Raw genomic sequence first — 5854 nt, forward strand, 5'->3', positions numbered from 1 at the left:
AGGGTCAGGTGCGGGCGGTGGGGAACGCCGGGAGGGACGCCCGGACGGCGCGCGCGGCGGCCCGGTCGGGGGCGACCACACAGGGGATCACCGTGCCGTCCACCGGGACGAGGTCGACGACCAGGACGACGCCCGTGCGGGAGGCGGGATCGAAGGCGAGCCCGGCTCGCTCCAGCGCGTCGGTGGCGGCGGCGAAGGAGGGCACAGGCCAGGCGCCCGTCTCCAGCAGCACCCGCCGTGACCTGAGGGGCCCGCCGACGAGCCGGCCGCCGATCGCCGTGTGCAGGTGCGAGGAGCCGGTGAGCCGGCCGTTGGCCTCGGTGAACAGCAGCTCGCCCGAGGGTGTGAGGACGGCGTCCGCGCTGAGCGTCCCCCGGTAGCCGAGCGCCCGGTAGGCCGCGCACAGCCGCCGGCCGCCGGTGGTCAGCCGGTCGAGGACGGCCGGGGGCAGGGCGGCGGGCACGCTCTCGCCGACCACCACGGGGTCCATCAGCATCTCGCCGTGGCCCGACAGGACGACGCCGTCGTCGCCCACCTCGAACTCGGCGTAGACGGTCGTCGACCCGGGGTGGTACCGCTCGACGACCACCGGGTGCCGGCCCCCGGACGACAGCCGGTCCCAGTGGCCGCCGACGTGCGCCCGGGCGGCCTCCGGCCCGGCCAGGACGACCGCGCGGGGCGCGCCCAGGGGGCGGACGGACGGGTCGGTGGTGAGGATCTCGTTGCCGAGCCCGCCGGAGTGGAACACCTGCTTGAGGACGGCGCAGTGGCCGGCGGCGAGCAGGCCGGCCGCCGCCCGTCCGGCCGTCTCCGCGTCGCCCGCCACCGTGCCGGCCGCGACGGGCGTCCCGATGCCCGCCGCCACCGCCCGGAACGCGGCCTTGCTGTTGACCAGGGCGCTGCCGCCCTGGGCGTGGAACGCCCAGCCGGGCAGCGCCTTTTCGGCGCCGAGCCGGTGGGCCAGACCGGCCACGCCGGTGTCCGCGTACACCGGCACCACCCGGTCGACGGTCCGGCCGGCCAGGGCCGTGCGGACGGCGGCCACGGTCGCGTCCGGGAACGCGCCGGTGGGCGGGAGCTCGGCGGTGACGACGGTGAGGGTGGAACGGCGGGTGCCGGTGAGGCCGGTGACGTGGTCCGCGTAGGCGGTGTCGGGGGCCTCCGGCAGCAGCAGGACGTCGCCGTCCCGGGCCCACCACAGCAGCCGTTGGGCGCCCCGGGCCGCCCGTCGCCGCTGGTCCGGGGTGCCGTCCGGGCCGCCTGCCATCTCGGCGGCCCGGTTGTTGCCGATGAGCAGCGCCGTCATCCGTCCCCCCGCGGCGCGGCGCCGGGAGCGTCGGGTTCGTGGTCGCGGCAGGGCACCAGGAAGCTGCGCTCGAAGACGAGCACGACCTCGCCGGTGGACTTGGTGCCGGTCGTCCGGCAGGAGATGATGCCCTCGCCCGGGCGGCTGCGCGAGAGCCGTTTGCCGAGGATCTCCGTGCTGGCGTACAGCGTGTCGCCGGTGAACACCGGGTTGGGCAGCCGGATGCGGTCCCAGCCCAGGTTGGCCAGGGCCTTGCCGCTGGTGCTGCGGGCGGTCATACCGCCGACGATGCTCAGGGTGACCAGACTGGAGACCAGCGGCCGGCCCCAGGGGGTGTCCGCGCAGAACGCGGCGTCGATGTGCAGGGGCGCGTCGTTCATCGACAACGTGCTCATCAGGACGTTGTCCATCTCGGTGATCGTCCGGCCGGGCCGGTGTTCGATCACGTCGCCGACGGTGAACTCCTCGTAGAGGAAGCCCACCACTTCCCGGTAGTGCTGCGGTCCCAGCCGCTCGTAGCCGCTGGGCGGGGTGTCGTCCGCCATGGGTCGGTACCGTCCTCAGTGCGTGGTGGTGGAGTCCGTGGTGCCGGTGAGGTCCTTGATGTGGCCGATGAACTCGTCGAGCTTCTCCCGGGACAGATCGGCGCGGATCATGATGCGCAGCCCCGCCTCGCCCTTGGGGACGATGGGGAAGAAGACCGCCGAGCAGTAGAAGCCGCGCTGGAACATCTCGCCGGAGAGCTTGACGGCCGCCTCCGGCTCACCGACGGTGATGCGGCGCACGGGCAGCCCGTTTCCGGCGAAGGAGGTGGGGAAGGCGTTGTCGAAGTAGGCGATGTTCTCCTGGAGTTCGCGCTGGAGGTCGCCGAGTTCGGGGGAGCGGTGGATCGCGGCCGACGCCAGCGAGGCGCCGACGACGGGGAAGGACATGTTCTGCGACCAGCCGACCGGGCCCGCGTGCCGGTGCAGGAACTCGAACACCTCCCGGCTGCCCAGCATGGCGATGCCGCCGGCGGTGCCGAACGCCTTGCCGAGGCTGGCGGTGATGACGGTCAGCTCGTTCATCTCCAGCTGGGAGCGGGCGAAGCCCTCGCCGTGCTCGCCGAGGATGGAGAGCGAGTGCGAGTCGTCCAGGTAGAGGAAGAGGCCGTACCGCTCCTGGAGCCGGCGCAGCCCGTCCAGGGCCGCCGCGCCGCCCATGGAGTACGCGCCGTCGGCGACGTAGGCGACCCGCGGATACGTCCGGCAGATCTCCTCCAGCCGGTCGAGGTCGTTGTGGTCACAGGTGAGGACGAGGCTCTCGTCACCGCAGACGGGCTTCATATACGACATGCAGAAGTGGCAGAAGCGGTCGAAGACCATCACGCGCGGCTGCCCGTCGGACAGATGGCCGGACGCGATCAGCGGCAGGATTCCGGCGGTGAGCGCGCTGCACGAGGCGCCGGGCAGGGCGTGGCAGCCGAAGAGGTCGCCGAGCTCCTCCTCCAGCCGGGCCAGCAGCCGGTGCCTGACCCGGGTGGTGGGCATCACGAGCGAGGTGGCACCGGTCTCCCGGAGGGCCTCGATCGCGCCCTCCACCACGGCGGGATGGTGATTGAGCCCCAGATACGAGCAGGAGCACATGTTGACGAACGCGTGCCCGTCCGGGGTGACGAGGTGGTTGTTGGCGTCGGGGGAGTCGGCGACGACGCCGATCAGCCCGGCCTGGGCGGCGCCCAGCCAGGCCGGGTCGGCCGTACGGATCATGGTGGCGCTGTTGCGGTAGCGGTGCGGGCCGGTGATGTCGGCCGCGGGGTTCGGGGGGTTCTCGGTCACTGTTCCCTCTCCTGCGTCGCGGTGGTGGAGCGCGGGGCGTGGGGGTACGGGCGGGGGAGCGCCGGGACCGGGATCGGAGCCGGCACCGGGGCCTGGGCGGGCGACGGCCGGGCGGCCGGGGGCATCGGTACCGCCGGTCTCGGAGGCGGCCCGGAGGCGTCCGGCGTACCGTCCTCCGCTCCCCGGGGTGGCCCGGCCGGGACCTCGGGGCCGTCGCCGAACTCCTCGACCAGTCGCCGGGCCGCCTCGAAGAACGGGGCGCCGATCATCATGCCGTCGACCACGGTGATGTCCCGGCCGTTCTCCCGGCCGGCGGCCACGATCCGCCGGGCGCGGCCGAGAGTGGCGGCGTCCGGCGAGAACGCCTCGTTGATCAGCGGCACTTGGCGGGGGTGCACGGCGATCTTGCCGCTGAACCCCATGTCCTTGGCGAGCGCCGCCTCGCGGCGCAGCGCGCCGTCGTCGTGCACCGCGAAGAGGGGCGCGTCCATGACCTCGATCCCCGCCGCCCGCGCGCTGTTGACCAGCACGCCCCGCGCGTGGGCCAGGGCCTCCCAGGTCAGCCGGGCGCCGGTGGCGAAGGCGTAGTCGGCCGAACCGAAGACCAGGGCCCGCAGCCCCGGGGAGGACGCCGCGATGGAGGACGCGTTCTCCAGGCCGCGCGGCGTCTCCACGACGGCGATGAACTCGGTGTGCGGGCACTCCGGTCCCAGTACGTGCTCCACTATCTCGACGTCGCGGCGCGACTCCACCATGGGTATCAGGACGAGCGGCGGCTTGACCGCGTACTGACGCAGGGCCAGCAGGTCGCGCAGGCCGTCCGGTCCGCTGATGGCGTTGATGCGCACCGCGCACCGGGTCGTGGCGGCGGTCGGCAGGGTGAAGAAGCCCTCGGCCCGTCTCCTCGCCTCCTCCTTCCGCGCCGGCGGAATGGAATCCTCCAGGTCGACCATGGAGATGTCGGCGCCGGAGCGGTGGCCGACGGCGTAGCGGTGGACGGCGGTGGCGGGAGTGGACAGCAGGGACCGGCAGTACCGCGAGTACTTCATGGGATCTCCGACGAGGGCCGGCGGAAGAGAGCAGGGCACGGTGGCGTCGTGATCCGCCCCCGCGGTTCCATGCCTACCGCACCCGGGCTGTTCGAGACCGCTTCGCGTGCTTCGAACAAGCAACTCCGAACAACGCCGAACAATCGCGATTGGTCATTCCCGGCCCGACTGTCATTGTCGAATTGACGGAAATCAGAGTGTTGTTGGCCAATGCCGGACGGTTACCGTAAGGGTCACCGCTCGTTCGGCCCGCTCGCGCCGCCGCCCCCACCCCCGGCCCGGCGCCGTGCGGCACGGCTGGAAAGGCAGGGCAGTGGCACGTCGCGAACGGCCCCTGGACCCGGGTGACAGCCCCCTGCTGCGCTTCGCCGCGGACCTAAGGGCCCTGCGCGAACGGGCCGGCAGCCCCACCTACCGCCGGCTCGCCCTCCTCGCCCACTCCTCGGCCGCCAGCCTCTCGGTGGCCGCCGGCGGCCGAAGATTCCCGACCCTCGCCGTCACCAGCGCCTACGTCCGCGCCTGCGGCGGCGACGTGGGGGAGTGGGAGGACCGCTGGCACGCCGTGGCCGCCGCCCTCGCCCGCCGCCGCCCACCGCCCTACGCCGGCCCCGCCGCGTACACGGCCGCGGACGGCGACCGCTACTTCGGCCGGGAACGCCTGGTGGACGAGGCGCTGGAGCGGTTACGCCGGGACCGGATCGTCGTCGTCGCCGGTGCCTCCGGGGCGGGCACCACCTCGCTCCTCCAGGCGGGCCTCGCCCACCGGCTCGCCGCCTCCGGGCACCCGCCCGCCGTCGGCGCGTTCGTCCCCGGTCCCGACCCCGCCGCCGAACTCGCCCGCTGCCTCGCGCGGCTTCCCGGCCCCGACGCCGTCCTCGTCGTCGACCGGCCGGAACGGCTCCACCCGCAGGGACCGGCCGTCACCGGAAGCACCCATTCCGACGGCTCGCCGTCCCTCCACCGCCTCCTCGACGCCCTGCTCGCCGCACCCTGCCGGCTGGCGCTGGGCCTGCGCACCGACCTCCACGACCGCGTCGCGGACCACCCCCTGCTGGCCCGCGCGACGCTGACGGTGCCGCCGCCGACCCCCGAGGAGCTCACCCGCGTCGTCACCGAACCGGCGGCCGCGGCCGGCTGCACGGTCGAGGACCGCCTCCTCGCCGTCCTCGTCGCGGGCGCCCACCGGCACCCCGGCGGTCTCGCCCTGCTCTCCGCCGCCCTCCTCGCCACCTGGCGGAACCGGGACGGCAACCGGCTCACCCTCGACGGGTTCCGCGCCGCCGGCGGCTTCGAGGGCGCCGTCACCGAGGGCGCCGAGGCGGTCTGGGCCGAGCTCGCCGACGGCCCGCGGCGGCGGGCCCGGGAGATCCTGCTGCGCCTGACCGAACCCGGCGACGACGGGGAGCCGCGCGCCCTCCACCGCCGCGAACTCGGCGATGACCCCGGCACGGCCGCCGTCCTCGAACGCCTCGCCGCCGCCCGGGTCGTCACTCTCGACCACGACCGGGCCGTCCTCGCCCACACCGCCGTCCTCCAGGGCTGGCCCCGGCTCGCCGCCTGGACGGCCGAGGACCCGGACGCGCTGGACCGCGCCCGGCGGCTCGCCCGGGCGGCCCGCGCCTGGGAGGAGTCCGGCCGCGACCCGGCGGCGCTGTGGCGGGGGTGGCGGGCGGCCGGACTCC

5 protein-coding genes are annotated in these 5854 nt (G+C 74.7%); 1 reads left to right on the forward strand and 4 read right to left on the reverse strand.

Translation table 11 applies throughout. From position 1 onward, the window contains the following. Window positions 1–4 precede the first annotated feature (4 nt). From ACSNOK_RS29850 to ACSNOK_RS29865, 4 genes are read right to left on the reverse strand one after another with little or no spacing between them, the layout of a single operon-like run. Window positions 5–1306, reverse strand: coding sequence for a peptide ligase PGM1-related protein (locus tag ACSNOK_RS29850; RefSeq protein WP_436783922.1), 1302 nt, complete (start codon window positions 1304–1306; stop codon window positions 5–7). Continuing rightward, window positions 1303–1851: a MaoC family dehydratase gene (locus ACSNOK_RS29855; protein WP_436783923.1), complete on the reverse strand. Its 549-nt coding sequence runs from the start codon at window positions 1849–1851 to the stop codon at window positions 1303–1305. The genes ACSNOK_RS29850 and ACSNOK_RS29855 overlap by 4 nt, the downstream gene beginning before the upstream one ends. A 15-nt stretch (window positions 1852–1866) precedes the next feature. Next, a complete protein-coding gene (locus tag ACSNOK_RS29860) occupies window positions 1867–3123 on the reverse strand; it encodes an aminotransferase class I/II-fold pyridoxal phosphate-dependent enzyme (protein WP_436783924.1) in 1257 nt (418 codons plus the stop codon). Beyond that, complete coding sequence (locus ACSNOK_RS29865) at window positions 3120–4172, reverse strand: HpcH/HpaI aldolase/citrate lyase family protein (RefSeq protein ID WP_436783925.1); 1053 nt, start codon at window positions 4170–4172, stop codon at window positions 3120–3122. The genes ACSNOK_RS29860 and ACSNOK_RS29865 overlap by 4 nt, the downstream gene beginning before the upstream one ends. Before the next feature lie 313 nt (window positions 4173–4485). On the opposite strand from ACSNOK_RS29865, the gene ACSNOK_RS29870 reads away from it, so the two are divergent. Next, a partial coding sequence (locus ACSNOK_RS29870; protein ID WP_436783926.1) for an nSTAND1 domain-containing NTPase occupies window positions 4486–5854 on the forward strand: 1369 nt, incomplete at its 3' end.

It is taken from the genome of Streptomyces sp. URMC 126 (assembly GCF_051386555.1).
Classification (GTDB): Bacteria; Actinomycetota; Actinomycetes; order Streptomycetales; family Streptomycetaceae; genus Streptomyces.

What these genes read in the sequence shown, in the direction of transcription:
- ACSNOK_RS29865 (WP_436783925.1), bottom strand. Translation starts at nt 4,172, where the DNA reads ATGAAGTACTCGCGGTACTGCCGGTCCCTGCTGTCCACTCCCGCCACC.
- ACSNOK_RS29850 (WP_436783922.1), bottom strand. Translation starts at nt 1,306, where the DNA reads ATGACGGCGCTGCTCATCGGCAACAACCGGGCCGCCGAGATGGCAGGC.
- ACSNOK_RS29855 (WP_436783923.1), bottom strand. Translation starts at nt 1,851, where the DNA reads ATGGCGGACGACACCCCGCCCAGCGGCTACGAGCGGCTGGGACCGCAG.